Below are 14,892 nucleotides of genomic sequence, written 5' to 3' on the forward strand. Positions count from 1 at the left end.
GACCAACGCGGTCCCCGGGGAGGCCGTTCCCCGCCTGCTCCTCCCTCGGAGTGCGACCGCGGTCACGGAATGGGCCCACCACGACGGGGGTTGGGGCTGTCAGGTGCCGGGGGGTCCCCGGCCGTTCCGACTGTCGCTCGCATCACAGATCCGCGTGGTGTGACGGACACGTAACCTCGGCCGGTGGAGGTGCACCACTGATGACCACGACTGACCCGTCCGTCGTCGCCAGCACGGCGGGGAGCACGACGCCCTTCGTCAAGAGCGTCGTCGAGCTCGACCGCGTCGTCATCCGGCTCGCCGGTGACTCCGGCGACGGCATGCAGCTCACCGGCAACCGTTTCACCAGCGAGACGGCGTCCTTCGGCAACGACCTGTCGACGCTGCCGAACTTCCCCGCCGAGATCCGCGCACCGACGGGGACCCTGCCGGGTGTCAGCTCCTTCCAGCTGCACTTCGCCGACCACGACATCATGACGCCGGGCGACGCCCCGGACGTGCTGGTCGCCATGAACCCGGCCGCGCTCAAGGCCAACCTCTCCGACCTGCCCGGCGGCGGGCTGCTCATCGTCGACGCCGACGAGTTCACCCCGCGGAACCTGGCCAAGGTCGGCTACGCCACCAACCCGCTCGAGGACGGCTCCCTCGACGGCTGGCAGCTGGTTAGCGTGCCGCTGACCACCCTCACCCTCGAGGCGCTCGCCGACTCCGGCCTCGGCAAGAAGGAGGCCGAGCGCTCGAAGAACATGTTCACCCTCGGGCTGCTGAGCTGGATGTACCACCGGCCCACCGAGGGCACCGTCCGCTTCCTCGAGCGCCAGTTCCGCCGGAAGCCCCAGATCGCCGCGGCCAACATCGCCGCCTTCCGGGCCGGCTACAACTACGGCGACACGACGGAGGCCTTCGCGGTCTCCTACGAGATCAAGCCCGCCCCGATGGCGCCGGGCCGCTACCGCAACATCTCCGGCAACCAGGCGCTGGCCCTGGGCATCGTCGCGGCAGGGCAGCGCTCGGGCCTGCCGGTGTTCCTCGGCGCCTACCCGATCACCCCGGCGTCGGACATCCTCCACGAGCTGTCCCGGCACAAGTCCTTCGGCATCCGCACCTTCCAGGCCGAGGACGAGATCGCCGGCATCGCCTCGGCGATCGGGGCGTCCTTCGGCGGCGCCCTCGGCGTCACGACGACGTCCGGGCCGGGGATCTCGCTGAAGTCCGAGGCCCTGGGCCTGGCGGTGATGACCGAGCTGCCGCTGGTCGTCGTCGACGTGCAGCGCGGTGGCCCCTCCACCGGGCTGCCCACCAAGACCGAGCAGTCGGACCTGCTCCAGGCGATGTTCGGCCGCAACGGCGAGGCGCCCGTGCCGGTGATCGCGCCGCGCTCGCCCGCCGACTGCTTCGACGCCGCGATCGAGGCCGCGCGGATCGCGCTGACCTACCGCACGCCGGTCATGCTGCTCTCCGACGGCTACCTGGCCAACGGCGCCGAGCCGTGGCAGATCCCGGACGTCGAGGAGCTGCCGGACCTCTCGGTCGAGTTCGCCACCGAGCCCAACGGCACCGCCGCCGACGGGACGCCGGAGTTCCTGCCCTACCTGCGCGACCCGGAGACCCTGGCCCGCCCGTGGGCCATCCCGGGGACGTCGGGGATGCAGCACCGCATCGGCGGTCTGGAGAAGGCCGACAAGACCGGCAACATCTCCTACGACCCGGCCAACCACGACCTGATGACCCGGCTGCGCCAGGCCAAGGTCGACGGCATCGCGGCGAGCATCCCGCCCACCGACGTCGACGACCCGGACGGCGACGCCCGCGTCGCCGTCATCGGCTGGGGCTCCACCTACGGGCCCATCGGCGCCGCGTGCCGGCGGATCCGGCGCTCGGGGCGGTCGGTCGCGCAGATCCACCTGCGCCACCTCAACCCGTTCCCGGCCGACCTCGGCGAGGTGCTGCGCCGCTACGACCGGGTGATCTGCCCGGAGATGAACCTCGGGCAGCTCTCGATGCTGCTGCGCGCCAAGTACCTCGTCGACGTCGAGAGCCACACGCAGGTGCGCGGGCTGCCCTTCCGGGCCGCCGAGCTCGCCGCGGTCGTGCAGGACGTCATCGACTCCACCACCGGAGGCACCCAGTGACCACCATCGACCTCGGCATGCCGGCCGACGGTCCCATCGCCGACGCCATCACCCGCTCCCTGGAGACCCAGGGCGAGAAGCGCACCGACCTCAAGGCCAAGGACCTCAAGACCGACCAGGAGGTGCGCTGGTGCCCGGGGTGCGGTGACTACGTCATCCTCAACGCGGTCCAGAGCTTCCTGCCCAGCCTCGGCATCGCGCGCGAGGACATGGTCATCGTCTCGGGCATCGGCTGCTCCTCGCGCTTCCCGTACTACATGAACACCTACGGGATGCACTCGATCCACGGCCGTGCGCCGGCCATCGCGACCGGCCTGGCGGCGTCCCGCCCGGACCTGTCGGTGTGGGTCGTGACCGGGGACGGCGACGCGCTGTCCATCGGCGGCAACCACCTGATCCACACGCTGCGCCGCAACGTGAACCTGAAGATCCTGCTGTTCAACAACCGGATCTACGGGCTCACCAAGGGGCAGTACTCGCCCACCAGCGAGGTCGGCAAGGTCACCAAGTCCACCCCGATGGGCTCGCTGGACCACCCGTTCAACCCGGTGTCGCTCGCGCTGGGCGCCGACGCCACCTTCGTCGGGCGGGCCATGGATTCCGACCGCAAGGGCCTCACCGAGGTGCTGCGGCAGGCCGCCGAGCACAAGGGCACCGCGCTCGTCGAGATCTACCAGAACTGCAACATCTTCAACGACGGCGCGTTCGACCTGCTCAAGGACCCGACCACCGGCGTGCAGTGGTCGATCCCGCTGGTCCACGGCGAGCCGCTGGTGTTCGGTCCGGACGGCGCCTCGTGCGTGGTCCGCGACGAGTTCGGCGGCCTGCGGATCGCCGAGACCAACCAGGTGGACGCCGGCGACATCGTCGTGCACGACGCCACCCGTCAGGACCCGTCGTACGCCTTCGCGCTGTCGCGGCTGTCCAGCCAGGACCTCCGCTACACCCCGATGGGCGTCTTCCGGTCGGTCGAGAAGCCGACCTACGACCGCATGATGGCCGACCAGGTCGAGGAGGCCCGCACCTCCTCGCCGGCGGACCTGGGCGCGCTGCTGAGCGGCAGCGACACCTGGACCGTCAGCGCCTGACCCACTCCTCGACCGGCCCGTCTCCCTCCCGGGAGGCGGGCCGGTCGTCGTATCGGCCGAGCACCTCCCGGAGCGCACCCGTGAGCACCCGCAGGGCACGGCCCAGGTCGGCGCGGGTCGGCGCGGCGAACCCCACGACCAGTCCGGCCGCGTGCGGACCGGGGCCCGTCCAGTGGCGCCCGAGTCCGTCCACCGCGACGCCCCGCTCGGCCGCCGCGGCGACGACCGCCTCCTCGACCCGCAGGTCGGGCAGCGGCACCAGCACGTGCGCACCGGCCGGGTCGCCCTCGGCCACCACCCCACCGGCGGCCACCGCCGCCAGCACCTCGTCGCGGCGGGCCGCGAGTTCGCGCCGGAGCCGGCGCAGGTGCCGGGCGAGGTCCCCGCTCGCGGCCAGGGCGGCGAACACCCGCTGCCCCGCCCGCGCGGGCCGGGTGCCGGTCGCCGTCCGCCTGGCCACCAGCGCGGCGCGCAGCTCCGGCGGGGCCACCAGCCAGCCCACCCCCAGCGTCGGGCTGACGATCTTGCTGCTCGTGCCGAGGTGCACCGTGACGTCCGGGCCGAGCGCGCCCAGCAGCGGCAGCGGCGCGACGTCGTAGCGCAGCTCGCCGTCGTAGTCGTCCTCCAGCACCCACCAGCCCCCCGCGCGGGCACGGGCGACGAGGGCGATCCTGCGGGCCGCGGACAGCCGGCGCCCGAGCGGGTACTGGTGCGCGGGCGTGCAGTACACCGCCGCGAGGCCGGGGGGCACCGCCTCGACCACCAGGCCGTCGCCGTCCACCGGGAGCGGCACCACCGTGGCGCCGGCGTCCCGGAGGGCGCCGACCACGCGCTGGTAGCCGGGGTCCTCGACGCCCACCCGGCTCCCGGCGGGCAGCAGCCGGGCCAGCTCCGCGACCGCGGCCGAGGTCCCCGCCGTGGCGAGCACGTCGCCGGGCGCAGCGGCGAGACCGCGGTGCCGGAGCAGGTGCTCGGTCACCGCCCGCTGGAAGCCCGGGTCCGCGGCCGGCTCGGGGCCGGCGTCGGGGGCGGGGTCCCCGGCCGCGCGCCACGCACGCCGCCAGGCGGCGCGGTCCAGGACCTCCAGGCAGGGCGCGCCGGCCCGCAGGTCGATCGGCGGCGGCGTGCTCCGAGGAGCCGGCCGTGGCGCCGGGGAGCGTGCCGGTGCCGCGGTCGCCGTACCGACGACGAAGGTGCCGACACCGCGGCGCCCGTCCGCCCACCCCTCGGCCAGCAGCTGGTCGTAGGCCGCGGCGGTGACGGTGCGGCTGACCCGGAGGGCGACGGCGAGCTCACGCGTGGAGGGCAGCCGGTCGCCCGGGCGGAGGGTGCCGTCCACCGTCGCCGTCCGCAGCGCGTCGGCCAGCTGGACCGACAGCGGCGTCCCGGACGCCCGGTCGAGGACCACCGGTGGCACGTCGACCACGCCGCACCTCCCCTCGAAGTGGCCTTCCGGAACGGGAGCGTATTGGCCCTGGGAGGAGGCCACGCGAGCGGGCACCGTGAGCTCATGGACACCGCACCGCCGCTCTCCCCCACGCCCCGCAGCACGATCCGCCGAGGAGCGAAGCGCGCCCGGACCGACCGCGCCGAGCTGTACGCGGTGCTGGACGCCGGCCTGGTGGGGCACCTGGGCGTCGTGCTGGACGGCTCGCCGGTCGTGCTGCCGACCGGCTACGGACGGCGGGGCGACACCCTGTACCTGCACGGCTCCACCGGCGCGGCGACGCTGCGCGCGGCGGCCTCGGGAGCGCCGGTCTGCCTCACGGTCACCCACGTGGACGGCGTCGTCTACGCCCGCTCGGCCTTCCACCACTCCCTGAACTACCGCTGCGCCGTCGTGCACGGGGTGGCCCGGCCGGTGGTCGACGAGGAGGAGCGCCTGCTCAGCCTGGAGGCGCTCACCGAGCACCTGGCTCCGGGCTCCTGGGCCGCCGCACGCCGGCCCGACCGCAAGGAGCTCGCCGCCACCGCGCTGCTCGCCCTGGACCTGACCGAGGCCAGCGTCAAGGTGCGCACCGGCCCACCGGGGGACGACGAGCGGGACCTGTCCGCGCCGGTGTGGGCGGGTGTCCTCCCGCTGCGCACCGTGGTGGGTGAGCCCGAGCCGTGCCCGCTGCTGCCGCCGGACACGCCCGTCCCGGACCGGATCCGGCACCGGATGTCAGGGACGGCTACCGCGGGGTGACCCGCAACAGCTGGTCCGCGCCGTCGCCGTTGTCGGTGGTGACGTAGAGGGCGCCGTCCCCGCCCTGCTGCACGGTCCGGATGCGGCCGTACGTGCCCTCCAGCTCGGGCAGCCGGAACTGCTCGAGCAGGGTGCCGTCGTCCGCGACGCGCAGCGCCAGGACCCCCCGGTCCTTGAGGACGCCCAGCAGCAACAGGCCCTCGTAGCCCTGCCACTGCTCACCCGCGAGGAAGGTGGCGCCCGAGGAGGCGATCGTGGGGGCGCCGGACGCCCAGGTGGGGGGCATCGCGTCGGGCAGGGAGAGGTCGGTCATCGGGACGAACTCGCCGTAGCCGGGGCCCTGGGGTGCGAAGCCGCCGTTGCCGCCGGGCCGCAGCAGGGTCACCTCGTCGTCCCGGCGGGGCCCGTGCTCGGCGGCGTACACCTGCCCGGAGCCGGGTCGGACGGCGAGGCCCTGCACGTTGCGGTGGCCGTAGGTCCACACCCGCGGGTCGGCGTCCGGACGGCCTACGAACGGGTTGTCGGCGGCCGCCTCGCCGGTGGCCGGGTCGACCCGCAGCACCTTGCCCGCGAGGGTGGCGGGGTCCTGGGCGTTGGTGGCGACGGCGTTGTCACCGGTGCCCACGAGCAGGGCGCCGGTGTCGTCGAAGCGCAGCCGGCAGCCGCCGTGCCGGCCCCTGCGCTCGTTGACCGGGATGTCGTCGATGAGCGGGTCGTCGACGCGGGTCGCCGTCGTCCAGCCCGGGTCGACGGTCCAGGCGGTCACCTGGATCTCCGCGCCGCCGTCCTCCTCGATGCCCTGGCAGGTGTAGAAGCGGCGGTCCCGCGCGAAACCCGGGTCGAGCACCAGGCCCATCAGCCCGGTCTCCCCGGTGGCGAACAGGTCGCCGAAGTCGGCCGCCAGCTCGCGCACCGTGCCGTCGGGCAGCACCGCGGTCAGGCCGCCGGAACGCTCGTCGAGCAGCAGGGTGCCGTCGGGCGCCTGGGCGACGTCCCAGGGGTGGTCCAGCCCCTCGGCGACCACCGCCACGTCGAGGGCGGGCGCCGGCTCGGGTGTCGCGGGCGCCGCCGGGGACGTCGACGGCGCGGGAGCCGTCGGCGCGGGTGCGGTCGGAGCGGGTGCGGTCGGAGCGGCGTCGGGCTCCTCCCCCGCCGCCGACGAGCACCCGGACAGCAGCAGGAGCCCGACCAGCAGGCCGGTCAGGTGGGGGCGGGGGCGCACGCGCCCAGCATGCCCCGCTGGGTCAGCTGGTGCGCGTGACCACGTAGTCGCACAGCGCCGAGAGGGCCTCGCGGACCGGCCCCTCGGGGACGCCGGACAGCCGCGCCTGCGCCCGGTCGGCGTACTCGCGCAGCACCTCGGTGGCCCGCTGCAGGGCCGCCGACGAGCGCAGCAGCTCCAGCGCCTCGGCGTGCTCGGCGTCGTCGGTGATCGGCCCGGAGACCAGCTCGCGCAACCGCTGCTCGGCCGGGTCGTCGCCGGCGAGCGCGAAGAGGACGGGCAGCGTGGCGATGCCCTCCCGCAGGTCCGTGCCGGGTGACTTCCCGGACGCGCCGTCCTGGCTGACGATGTCGAGCAGGTCGTCGGAGAGCTGGAAGGCCACGCCGACCTCCTCGCCGAAGGCGGTCAGCGCGGCGACCAGCTCCGCCTCCGCCCCGGCGAAGGAGGCGCCGAAACGCGCCGAGGTCGCGACCAGCGAGCCGGTCTTGTCGGCGAGCACCTCAAGGTAGTGCGCGACGGGGTCGTCGCCGGGCCGCGCGCCCACGGTCTCCCGGATCTGCCCGGTGACCAACCGCTCGAAGGTCCGCGCCTGGATGCGCACCGCCTCGGGGCCGAGGTCGGCGAGCAGGTCCGAGGCGCGGGCGAAGAGGAAGTCGCCGGTCAGGATCGCGATGCTGTTGGACCACCGGCTGTTGGCGCTGGGCGCCCCACGCCGCACGGCGGCCTCGTCCATCACGTCGTCGTGGTACAGCGTGGCCAGGTGGGTGAGCTCGCAGACCACCGCGGCCTCGGTGACCCCCGTGGCGTGCGGGTCGCCGAGCTCGGCGGCGAGCAGCGCCAGCAGCGGGCGGAACCGCTTGCCACCGGCGACGACGAGGTGCCCGGCCGCCTCCCGCACGAACGCGTGCTCGCTGCCGACGGCGGTGAGCAGGGCCTCCTCGACCCGGCCCAGCCCCTCGGCGAGCCGGGCGCCGAGGTCGCCCTCGGGCAGCCACGGGCCGACGGTGGAGGCAGGGGTCGAGATCCGCTGCCAGGTGTCGGTCGTGGTCTCCCCGCCGACGGCGGCGCTGGCTCCGGTCATCAACCGACGAATCTAGCCGCCCGCTCGGCGATATCGAGCACCGCCCCGGGGACGACGCCGAGCACCACCGTCGCGGTGACCGTCACCGCGAGCACCAACGTCGTCGGCAGGCCGGGGACGCCGATGGTCGGGCCGTCGACGGCCGGCTCGGAGAAGTACATGAGCACGATGACCCGCAGGTAGAAGAACGCCGCCACGGCGCTGGCCAGCAGGGCGACGACCACCAGCGGCCACGCGCCGTCGTCGATCGCGGCCCGGAAGACGGCGAACTTGCCGGTGAAGCCGCTGGTGAGCGGGATGCCCGCCAGCGCCAGCAGGAACAGCGCCATGACCGCCGCGGTGAGCGGTGAGCGGCGGGCCAGGCCCGCCCACTGGGACAGGTGCGTGGCCTCGCCGTCGCCGTCGCGCACCAGGGTCAGCACCGCGAAGGCGCCGATCGTGGTGAGCCCGTAGGCCAGCAGGTAGAACATCGTCGCGCCGAGCCCGGAGCCGGTGCCGTCGGCGCCGCTGCCGTACCCGATGACGCCGGTGAGCAGGAACCCGGCGTGCGCGATCGAGGAGTAGGCCAGCATCCGCTTGAGGTCGGACTGGGTGAGGCCCAGCACGGCGCCGACCACCATCGAGACGATCGCGATGCCGTAGACCAGCGGCCGCCACGTCCACTCGCTGGTGCCGAAGGCGACGTAGAGCAGGCGCAGGATCGCCCCGAAGGCCGCGACCTTGGTGCAGGCGGCCATGAACGCGGTGACCGGTGTCGGGGCGCCCTGGTAGACGTCCGGCGTCCAGGCGTGGAAGGGCGCCACGCTGGCCTTGAACATCAGCCCGACCACCAGCAGGGCCAGGCCGAGCACCAGCAGGACGCCGCCCCCGGCCTCGGATGCGGACGCCTCGCGGATGGCCGACAGCCGGATGCTGCCCGTGGCGCCGTAGACCAGCGCCAGGCCGTAGAGGAAGAAGGCGGAGGCGAAGGCGCCCAGCAGGAAGTACTTGACCGCCGCCTCCTGCGACAGCAGCCGCCGACGACGGGCCAGCCCGCTGATCAGGTACAGCGGCAGGCTGAGCACCTCGAGCGCGACGAACATGACCAGCAGGTCGTTGGCCGCGACGAACAGCATCATGCCGCCGATGGCGAACGTGGTCAGCGGGTAGACCTCGGTCTGCACCCGCGGGGCGGTCATCAGCTCGCGGTCGCGCGGGCTGCCCGCCGGCACCGCGGCGGCGGCGACGAACGCCGAGCGGGCCGGGTCCAGCGAGCGCTCGGCGAACAGCAGCAGCGACAGCGCCCCGAGCCCGGCGATGGTGGCCTGCAGGAAGACCGCGGGGCCGTCGACGGCGAGCGCGCCGCCCGCGGTGACCTGCCGCTCCCCCGCCAGCAGCAGGCTGGTGACCAGCCCGCCGAGGGTGCCGACCAGGGCGACGGCGACCTGCACCGGGTGGCGCACGTCCCGCGGCGCGAAGGCCTCGACGAGGACGCCGACGCACGCGGCGCCGAAGACGAACAGCAGGGGCGCCAGCGCGGCCAGGGAGATGGCCGGGGCCTCGATCATCAGTCCGTCCCCTCGACGGGAGCCTGCGGGGAGACGCCGGCCGGGTCGGCCCCCACGTCGCTCATCGTGGCGGCGACCGCCGGCTCGATCAGGTCGATCAGCGGCTGCGGGTAGAAGCCCAGCGCGATGACGATCGCGACCATCGGCGCGGCGACGGCCAGCTCACGCCGGGAGAGGTCCTGCACCCGCAGCCGGGCCGGCGCGGCCGCCGGGGCGTCGAGGGTGGCGGTGGCCGCGGTGGCCCCGCCGCCTGCCCCGGTGGCGGGGGTGGCTGCGCCGCCTGCCCCGGTGGCGGGCGCCGGGGTCCCCGGCGCCGGCTCGAGCAGCACGCCGCGCGGCGGGCCGTGCATGGTGCGTTGGTAGAGCAGCAGCACGTACAGCGCGGCCAGCACGATGCCGACGGTGGCGAGCACGGTGAACACCGGCCGGGTCGGGAACGAGCCGATGAGCACGAGGAACTCGCTGACGAAGCTGTTGGTGCCCGGCAGCGCGAGCGAGGCCAGCCCGGCGATGAGGAAGACGCCGGCGAGCAGGGGCGCCTGGGTCGCCACGCCGCCGTAGTCCCCGACCAGCCGCGAGCCGCCGCGGGCGATGAGCATGCCGACGACGAGGAACAGCAGGCCGGTCGCGATGCCGTGGTTGACCATGTAGAGCACCGCGCCCGTGGTCGCCTCGGTGGTGAAGGCGAAGATCCCCAGCGCGATGAAGCCGAAGTGCGCGATCGAGGTGTAGGACACCAGGCGCTTCATGTCGCTCTGCCCCATCGCCAGCAGCGCGGCGTAGAGGATGCCCGCCACGGCCAGCACCAGGACGTACGGCGCGAGGTCGCGCGAGGCGTCGGGGAACAGCGGCAGGCAGTAGCGGATGAACCCGAAGGTGCCGACCTTGTCCAGGACGCCGACCAGCAGCACCGCCCCGCCGATCGGCGCCTCGGCACCGGAGTCGGGCAGCCAGGTGTGGAACGGCACCAGCGGCGCCTTGATCGCGAAGGCCACGAAGAACCCGAGGAACAGCAGCTTCTGCACGCCCGGGTCGATCTCGATCTGCCGCAGCGCGTCGAAGGCGAACGTCCCCTCGCCCAGCTCGTTGGCGCTGACCACGTACAGCCCGATGACGGCGGCCAGCATGACCAGCCCGCCCACCAGGCTGTAGAGGAAGAACTTGACCGCCGCGTACTGCCGTCGCGGCCCGCCGAAGCTGCCGATCAGGAAGTACATCGGGACGAGCATCGCCTCGAAGAAGACGTAGAAGAGGAAGACGTCGGTCGCGGCGAAGACGCCGACCATCATCGACTCGAGCAGCAGCAGCCAGGCCCAGAAGGCCCGCATCGAGCGCCGTCCGGTCGGCTCGTCGCGCCACGAGGCGATCACGACCACCGGCACCAGCACGCCGATGAGCAGCAGCATCACCAACGCGATGCCGTCGACCCCGAGGGCGAAGTCGACGCCGAAGTCGGGGATCCAGGAGACCGACGTCGTCAGCTGGAACCGCTCACCGCCGGCGTCGAAGGCGATCGTCGCCAGCACGGCGAGCAGCAGCACGACCAGGCTGACGCCCAGCGCGAGCTGCCGGGCGGTCCCCTCGCGCCCCTTCGGCAGGGCGGCGACGGCGGCCGCCCCGACCGCCGGGACGGCGATCATCGTGAGCAGGTACGGGAAGTCACTCACGCCGCCGTCGCCTCTCGTTCGGTGGAGTTGCTGCTCATCCGGCCGTCACCGCCAGCAGCGCGCCCGCGACGACCACCGCGCCGCCGAGCATCGACAGCGCGTAGGAGCGGACGAAGCCGGTCTGCGTGCGGCCCAGCCGGGACGACGAGCCGCCCAGCGTCGCGGCCAGGCCGTTCACCGCGCCGTCCACGCCGCGGTTGTCGAAGAACACCAGCGCGCGGGTCAGCCACTGCCCGGGCCGCATGAACAGCGACTCGTTCACCGCGTCGGCGTAGAGCGCGCGGCGGGCGGCGCGCGTCACCGGCGACACCCGCGCCGGCGCGGTCACCGGCACCTCGCGGCGGCCGACGAACAGCCAGGCGGTCAGCACGCCGAGCGCCATGACGACGGTGACCAGGACGCTGACCAGCAGCGGCGCGACGACGTGCTCGGCCTCCTCGGGCTCGCCGAACACCGGGGTCAGCCACGACTCCAGCGGGAAGGCGACGACCAGCAGGAAACCGGCGAGCACGGAGCCGACCGCGAGCAGCACCATCGGCGCGGTCATCACCGTCGGCGACTCGTGCGGGTGGACGCCGGGCTCCCACCGGGGGCGGCCGAAGAAGGTCATGAGCATCAGCCGGGTCATGTAGAAGGCGGTCAGCCCGGCGGCGAGGATCGCGACCCCGCCGAGGAGGTAGCCCCAGCCGTCGCCGCGGTCGAACGCGGCCTCGATGATCGCGTCCTTGGTGTAGAAGCCGGACAGGAACGGGAAGCCGATGAGCGCCAGGTAGCCCAGGCCGAAGGTCACGAAGGTCACCTTCATCCGCGACGCGAGGCCGCCGAAGCGGCGCATGTCGACCTCGTCGTCCATCGCGTGCATGACCGAGCCGGCACCCAGGAACAGGCCGGCCTTGAAGAAGCCGTGGGTGAGCAGGTGCGCCAGGCCCGCGACGTAGCCGACCGGGCCGAGGCCGACGGCCAGGAACATGTAGCCGATCTGGCTGACCGTGGAGTAGGCCAGCACCTTCTTGATGTCGTCCTGGGCGCAGCCGGCGATCGCCCCGATCATCAGCGTGAGCGCCCCGACGGCGAGGACGACGGCCCGCGCGGTGGGGGTCTGGTCGTAGATCGGCGCGCTGCGGGCGATCAGGTACACGCCGGCGGTGACCATGGTGGCCGCGTGGATCAGGGCCGACACCGGGGTCGGGCCCTCCATGGCGTCGGGCAGCCAGGCCTGCAGCGGGAACTGGCCGGACTTGCCGCAGGCGCCGAGCAGGAGCAGCAGCCCGATCGCGGTCACCGTGCCGGCGGCCAGGGTGCCGACCGCACCGAAGACGCCGTCGTAGGAGACGGTGCCCAGCTGGGCGAACATCAGGAAGATCGCCAGCGCCAGCCCGACGTCGCCGACCCGGTTCATGATGAACGCCTTCTTCGCGGCGGTCGCCGCCGACGGGCGCTCGTGCCAGAAGGCGATGAGCAGGTAGGACGCCAGGCCCACGCCCTCCCAGCCGACGTAGAGGGCCACGAAGTTGTCGCCGAGGACCAGCAGCAGCATCGCCGCGACGAACAGGTTGAGGTAGGCGAAGAACCGACGGCGGCGCGGGTCGTGCGCCATGTAGCCGATCGAGTAGACGTGGATCAGCGCGCCCACGCCGGTGATCAGCAGCACGAAGACCGCCGACAGCGGGTCGAACAGCAGGCCGGCCTGCACGTCCAGCGACCCGGTCGAGACGAAGGTGAACAGGTCGACGTCGACCCGTCGGCCGTCCAGCTGCAGCGTGCACAGCAGGCCGAGCGCGAAGGCCGCGACCACGGTGCCGGTACCCAGCAGGTGCCCCCACCGGTCGGTGCGCCGTCCCCCGAGCAGCAGGACGGCGGCGCCGGCCAGCGGCAGCGCGATGAGCAGCCAGGACGCGGCGATCAGCCCGTCAGCCGGTGTGGTGTCCATCCCCGGTCCCCGTCCCTCAGTACTTGAGCAGGTTGGCGTCGTCGACCGACGCCGACCGGCGGGTCCGGAAGAGCGACATGATGATCGCGAGGCCGACGACGACCTCGGCGGCCGCGACGACCATGACGAAGAACGCCATGACCTGGCCGTCGACGGTGCCGCTGGCGCGGGCGAAGGTGACCAGCGTCAGGTTCACCGAGTTGAGCATCAGCTCCACGCACATGAACACGACGATCGCGTTGCGCCGCACGAGGACGCCGACCGCGCCGATGGTGAACAGGATCGCGGCGAGCACCAGGTAGTTCGTGAGACTCATCGGTCGCGGCCCCCCGGGATGTCGCTGGGCGCGGGGTCGAGGGTGCCGAGCGCCGCGTCGGGCGTGCCGAGCTCGGCCCGGCCGGTGGGACGCGGCATCTGCTCGATCTCCTGGGGCTCGATCCCGGTGGCGAAGCTGTCCTCGGCCGGCCGGCCGTCGGGCAGCAGCGCGGGTGCGGCGACGGAGTTGCCGCGGGCGTAGACACCGGGTCCGGGCAGCGTCTGCGGCCGGTCGGTGAGGAAGCGGGCCCGCGAGAGCTCCTTCTGGGTGGGCCGGGTGCCGGCGTCGCGCTCGATGTGGGCCAGCACCATCGCGCCGACGGCGGCGGTGATCAGCAGCGCGCTGGTCACCTCGAACGCCAGCAGGTAACGGGTGAACAGCACCCCGGCGATCGCCTCGATGTTGCTGGTCTCCCCGCCCTGCACGCCCGCCAGGCCGGTGACCGCGAGGTCCTGGGTGGCCCGCGCGACGCCGGCGCCGACCAGCCCGGCGAAGCCCAGGCCGAGCACGATCGCGGCCACCCGCTGCCCGCGCAGCGTCTCCACGACCGAGTCCGAGGAGTCGCGGCCGACCAGCATGAGCACGAACAGGAACAGGATCATGATCGCGCCCGTGTAGACGATGATCTGCACCGCGCCGAGGAACGGCGCCTCCTGGACGACGTAGAAGACGCCCAGCGCCAGCATCGTGTTGACCAGCCACAGCGCCGAGTGGACGGCGTTGCGCGAGAGCACCATGCCCAGCGCCCCGATCAGGGCGATCGGGCCGAGCACCCAGAAGACGACGGCCTCGCCGGTGCCGATGACGACCTCGGTCACGGCCGCACCGCGCCTTCCACCCGCCCCGCCGCCCCGTCGGGGACGGGCTGGTCGACCCGCGCCCCGGCGGCCGGGTCGGCCGGCGGGACCCGGTGCGGCTCGCGCACGTAGTAGTCCTTCTCGTCGTCCCCCAGCCGCATGGCGTGCGGCGGGGCCTCCATGCCGGGCAGCAGCGGGGCCATGAGCTGTTCCTTGGTGTAGATCAGGTCGGCCCGGTTGTCGTCGGCCAGCTCGAAGTCGTTGCTCATGGTCAGCGACCGGGTCGGGCAGGCCTCGATGCACAGGCCGCAGAAGATGCAGCGCAGGTAGTTGATCTGGTAGACGCGGCCGTACCGCTCACCGGGCGAGTAGCGCTCGTCCTCGGTGTTGTCGCCGCCCTCGACGTAGATCGCGTCGGCGGGGCAGGCCCACGCGCACAGCTCGCAGCCGACGCACTTCTCCAGCCCGTCGGGGTGCCGGTTGAGCACGTGCCGCCCGTGGTAGCGCGGCTTGGTCACCTTGGGCACCTCGGGGTACTCCTCGGTGGTCACCTTGCGGAAGATCTGCGCGAAGGTGACCCCGAAGCCCTGCCCGGGCCCGGGCAGCCAGCTGGACCGCTTGACCTTTCCGGCGTCCCGGTCGCGGTGGACCAGCTCGCGCCTGGTCTGCGCCACCATGTCGTGCCCGGGTGCGTGGGGGTCGGGCGAGCGACGGTCGTCCACGTCGCCGTGCTCAGTCATCGACGTCCTCCTGGGTGCCGGTGCCCCTGCGCCGCCCGGTGCCCACCACGGCGCCGTCGGGCGCCACCGTCTCGGGGGGGGGGGGGGGGGGGGGGGGGGGGGGGGGGGGGGGGGGGGGGGGGGGGGGGGGGGGGGCGGGGGGGGGGGGGGGGGGGGGGGGGGGGGGGGGGGGGGGGGGGGGGGG

General features: G+C 73.8%; 12 protein-coding genes. 3 read left to right on the plus strand and 9 right to left on the minus strand.

Features of this window, described 5'->3' with window-relative positions:
* The first annotated feature begins 200 nt into the window (after window positions 1-200).
* Both ACI79G_RS19925 and ACI79G_RS19930 read left to right on the plus strand, forming a co-directional pair.
* Entirely contained in the window at window positions 201-2,132 is a 1,932-nt protein-coding gene (locus tag ACI79G_RS19925; protein WP_456882802.1) for a 2-oxoacid:acceptor oxidoreductase subunit alpha, read from the plus strand.
* A complete protein-coding gene (locus ACI79G_RS19930) occupies window positions 2,129-3,220 on the plus strand; it encodes a 2-oxoacid:ferredoxin oxidoreductase subunit beta (RefSeq protein ID WP_456882803.1) in 1,092 nt (363 codons plus the stop codon). Before ACI79G_RS19925 ends, ACI79G_RS19930 begins: the two co-directional genes overlap by 4 nt.
* On the opposite strand, the gene pdxR is transcribed toward ACI79G_RS19930, so the two are convergent.
* Entirely contained in the window at window positions 3,210-4,646 is a 1,437-nt protein-coding gene (pdxR, locus tag ACI79G_RS19935) for a MocR-like pyridoxine biosynthesis transcription factor PdxR (RefSeq protein WP_456882804.1), read from the minus strand. The two genes, ACI79G_RS19930 and pdxR, sit on opposite strands and share 11 nt — an antisense overlap.
* An 84-nt stretch (window positions 4,647-4,730) precedes the next feature.
* Here pdxR and ACI79G_RS19940 point away from each other — a divergent pair, with 84 nt between their 5' ends.
* Window positions 4,731-5,408, plus strand: coding sequence for a pyridoxamine 5'-phosphate oxidase family protein (locus tag ACI79G_RS19940; RefSeq protein ID WP_456882805.1), 678 nt, complete (start codon window positions 4,731-4,733; stop codon window positions 5,406-5,408).
* Here ACI79G_RS19940 and ACI79G_RS19945 read toward each other — a convergent pair.
* Genes ACI79G_RS19945 through nuoI form a run of 8 tightly spaced genes read right to left on the minus strand, consistent with a single transcriptional unit; the run spans window position 5,395 to window position 14,708 of the window.
* Window positions 5,395-6,630, minus strand: coding sequence for a PQQ-dependent sugar dehydrogenase (locus ACI79G_RS19945; RefSeq protein ID WP_456882806.1), 1,236 nt, complete (start codon window positions 6,628-6,630; stop codon window positions 5,395-5,397). The two genes, ACI79G_RS19940 and ACI79G_RS19945, sit on opposite strands and share 14 nt — an antisense overlap.
* Before the next feature lie 22 nt (window positions 6,631-6,652).
* Window positions 6,653-7,711 carry a polyprenyl synthetase family protein gene (locus tag ACI79G_RS19950; RefSeq protein ID WP_456882807.1) on the minus strand — a complete coding sequence of 353 codons (1,059 nt, stop codon included), beginning with the start codon at window positions 7,709-7,711 and terminating at the stop codon, window positions 6,653-6,655.
* Window positions 7,711-9,258 carry an NADH-quinone oxidoreductase subunit NuoN gene (nuoN, locus tag ACI79G_RS19955; protein ID WP_456882808.1) on the minus strand — a complete coding sequence of 516 codons (1,548 nt, stop codon included), beginning with the start codon at window positions 9,256-9,258 and terminating at the stop codon, window positions 7,711-7,713. The genes ACI79G_RS19950 and nuoN overlap by 1 nt, the downstream gene beginning before the upstream one ends.
* Window positions 9,258-10,925: an NADH-quinone oxidoreductase subunit M gene (locus tag ACI79G_RS19960; protein ID WP_456882809.1), complete on the minus strand. Its 1,668-nt coding sequence runs from the start codon at window positions 10,923-10,925 to the stop codon at window positions 9,258-9,260. Before ACI79G_RS19960 ends, nuoN begins: the two co-directional genes overlap by 1 nt.
* Window positions 10,926-10,959: 34 nt before the next feature.
* Window positions 10,960-12,855, minus strand: a complete 1,896-nt coding sequence (gene nuoL / locus ACI79G_RS19965; protein WP_456882810.1) for an NADH-quinone oxidoreductase subunit L — start codon at window positions 12,853-12,855, stop codon at window positions 10,960-10,962.
* Window positions 12,856-12,871: 16 nt separating this feature from the next.
* A complete protein-coding gene (gene nuoK, locus ACI79G_RS19970) occupies window positions 12,872-13,171 on the minus strand; it encodes an NADH-quinone oxidoreductase subunit NuoK (protein WP_456882811.1) in 300 nt (99 codons plus the stop codon).
* Window positions 13,168-13,989, minus strand: coding sequence for an NADH-quinone oxidoreductase subunit J (locus ACI79G_RS19975; protein ID WP_456882812.1), 822 nt, complete (start codon window positions 13,987-13,989; stop codon window positions 13,168-13,170). The genes nuoK and ACI79G_RS19975 overlap by 4 nt, the downstream gene beginning before the upstream one ends.
* The gene (nuoI, locus tag ACI79G_RS19980; RefSeq protein WP_456882813.1) at window positions 13,986-14,708 is read right to left on the minus strand and encodes an NADH-quinone oxidoreductase subunit NuoI; all 723 of its coding nucleotides are present in this window, start codon (window positions 14,706-14,708) and stop codon (window positions 13,986-13,988) included. Before nuoI ends, ACI79G_RS19975 begins: the two co-directional genes overlap by 4 nt.
* Between the last annotated feature and the right edge of the window lie 184 nt (window positions 14,709-14,892).

This window comes from Geodermatophilus sp. SYSU D00779, from assembly GCF_054050595.1.

Bases quoted from the DNA above. Each gene is read 5' to 3' on its own strand.
- ACI79G_RS19940 (WP_456882805.1), top strand. From the start codon at position 4,731: ATGGACACCGCACCGCCGCTCTCCCCCACGCCCCGCAGCACGATCCGC.
- nuoL (WP_456882810.1), bottom strand. From the start codon at position 12,855: ATGGACACCACACCGGCTGACGGGCTGATCGCCGCGTCCTGGCTGCTC.
- nuoI (WP_456882813.1), bottom strand. From the start codon at position 14,708: ATGACTGAGCACGGCGACGTGGACGACCGTCGCTCGCCCGACCCCCAC.
- ACI79G_RS19925 (WP_456882802.1), top strand. From the start codon at position 201: ATGACCACGACTGACCCGTCCGTCGTCGCCAGCACGGCGGGGAGCACG.
- ACI79G_RS19950 (WP_456882807.1), bottom strand. From the start codon at position 7,711: ATGACCGGAGCCAGCGCCGCCGTCGGCGGGGAGACCACGACCGACACC.
- nuoN (WP_456882808.1), bottom strand. From the start codon at position 9,258: ATGATCGAGGCCCCGGCCATCTCCCTGGCCGCGCTGGCGCCCCTGCTG.
- nuoK (WP_456882811.1), bottom strand. From the start codon at position 13,171: ATGAGTCTCACGAACTACCTGGTGCTCGCCGCGATCCTGTTCACCATC.